Raw genomic sequence first — 2,368 nt, 5'->3', positions numbered from 1 at the left:
AGCTCGGGCGCGGCGGGCGCGCCGGCGCGCGGGCCGCCGCAGCCGCCCTTGGTGCACTGCTTCTTGCCGGCGCCGCCCAGCAGCGTGTCGAACTCCTGCGCCACCAGTTCGCGGTGCGCATCGAGCTGGTGCAGGAAGGCGCAGGTGCCCAGGCCCAGGGTCTGGGCGATCCAGGCCAGGTCGTCGTCGCGCGTGGGCAGCACGTGGGTCTGCTGGTCGTCCAGGTACTGGATGCGGTGCTCCACCTGGCGCAGGAAGGTGTAGGCCGCGGCCAGCGCCTCGGCGGTCTCCTGCGGCATGAGGCCGGCGCGCGCGATGCGCTGCAGCGCCTCCAGCGTGGGGCGGCAGCGCAGCTCGGGGAACTGCCCGCCGCGCACCACCTGCAGCAGCTGCACGGTGAATTCGATCTCGCGGATGCCGCCGCGCGAGAGCTTCACGTCGTTGGCGCGCTCGGGGTGGCCGGCGCTGCGCTTGGCGGCGTGGTCGCGGATCTGCCGGTGCAGCGAGCGCAGCGCGTCGAACACGCTGTAGTCCAGGTAGCGCCGGAAGACGAAGGGCAGCACCACCCCGCGCAGGGCCTGCACCGGCTCGCCGATGACGCTGCTGCGCGGCGCGACCACGCGGCTCTTGAGCCAGGCGAAACGCTCCCATTCGCGGCCCTGCACCTGCAGGTATTCCTCCAGCGCGGCCAGCGACACGGCCGCCGGGCCGGAGTTGCCGTTGGGCCGCAGCGCCAGGTCCACCCGGAAGACGAAGCCGTGCTCGGTGGTGTCGCCGATCAGGCCGTAGATGGCCTTGACGGCGTGGCCGAAGTACTCGTGGTTGGAGATGCGGTTGCGGCCCTCGGCGTTGCCGGCGGTCTCGCCGTCGTGTTCGTACACGTAGATCAGGTCGATGTCGCTGGACACGTTCAGCTCGCGCGCGCCCAGCTTGCCCATGCCGATGATCCACAGCTCGACCGGCTGGCCTTCGGGGCCGCGCGGGGCGCCGTGGCGGGCGTCGAGCGCTTCGCGGGCCTGCACGCAGGCCTGGTCCAGGGCCAGTTCGGCCAGCTCGGTGGTGGCCCGCGTGATGTCGGCCAGCGGTGCGCCCTGTTCGCAATCGAGGCGCACCAGCCGCTCCATCACCACCTGCCGCAGGATGCGCAGGGCCGTGCCGGTGTCGTGCCCGCGGGCCCGCAGGGCGGCCAGCGCCTCGGCCATGGTGGCCCGCGTGGGGGCGCCGGGCGGGAGCACGGCGAACGCGTCGGCATAGCGCCGGTGCAGCCGCTGGTGGAAGCGGGAATGGCTCGCCAGCGGGCCGTCGACGGCGGCGCTGGGGATCTCTGGAACGTCAGTGCAAGACAGCGGCATAGCAAGGGCCCGGGGCCTGAAAACCGTACATAACGACACCGTTTGATGCTGAACCCGCACAGCGGGCGCGGGTCATAATTCCCTTCGCATCCCAACCCACCAATGATTGAACAGCCACCGAACCCCTCACGCCTGCTCCGATGCCTGGCAGGTCTTGCGCGGTGGTCCCTGGGCCTGCTCATCGCCTTCTGGCTGCTGGTGGCCGCCGCCTGGGGGGTGCTTCACGGCTGGATTGTGCCGCGTATCGGCGACTTCCGTCCGCAGCTGGAAGCCCATGCCACACGGGCGCTGGGGGTACCGGTGCGCATCGGTGCGCTGTCGGCCCGCTCCGAAGGGCTGGTGCCCACCATCGAGCTGAACGACGTCGCCCTGCTGGACCCCCAGGGCCGCGAGGCCCTGAAGCTGCCGCGCGTGGTGGGGTCGCTGTCGCCGCGCTCGGTGCTGCGCATGGGGTTCGAGCAGCTGTACATCGAACGCCCCGAACTCGACGTGCGCCGCATGGCGGACGGCCGCATCTTCATCGCCGGGCTGGCGTTCCGCCAGAGCGCGGGCGGCGACAGCGCGGGCGCCGACTGGCTGTTTTCGCAAAGCGAGGTCGTGCTGCGCGGCGGCACCGTGCGGCTGACCGACGAGCAAAGCCAGGAGCCGCCCCTGGCGCTGGGACAGGTGGACCTGCTGCTGCGCAACCGGGGCTGGCGCCACGGCATGCGGATCGAGGCCACGCCGCCGCCGCAGTGGGGCGACCGGTTCAAGCTCACCGGGCAGTTCCGCCAGCCGTTCCTGACGACGCACGGCGGGTCGTGGCAGCAGTGGACGGGGCAGCTGTTCGCCGATTTCTCGCGCGTGGACGTGTCCCGGCTGCGCCACCATGTCCACATCGACGGCGTGCAGGTGGCCGAGGGCCGCGGCGCGCTGCGCGCGTGGGTCGATTTCCAGCGCGGGCAGTTCGTCGGCGGCACGGCCGACCTGGCCCTGGCCGGGGGTGAACGCCCGCCTGGGGCGAGGGGGCTGGAGCC

Annotated in this window: 2 protein-coding genes; one reads left to right on the top strand and one right to left on the bottom strand. The window is 72.3% G+C overall.

The window, feature by feature from the left end; translation table 11 throughout:
* Nucleotides 1–1,352, bottom strand: a 1,352-nt coding sequence (locus AC27IO_RS22955; RefSeq protein ID WP_498740968.1) for a [protein-PII] uridylyltransferase family protein, incomplete at its 3' end; no start/stop codon positions are given.
* Between the two features lie 102 nt (nucleotides 1,353–1,454).
* Here AC27IO_RS22955 and AC27IO_RS22950 point away from each other — a divergent pair.
* Nucleotides 1,455–2,368: YhdP family protein (locus AC27IO_RS22950; RefSeq protein ID WP_498740966.1), on the top strand; the 914-nt coding region annotated here is incomplete at its 3' end.

It is taken from the genome of Acidovorax sp. KNOB132 (assembly GCF_057541515.1).
This window is presented reverse-complemented; position numbering and strand designations above follow the sequence as displayed.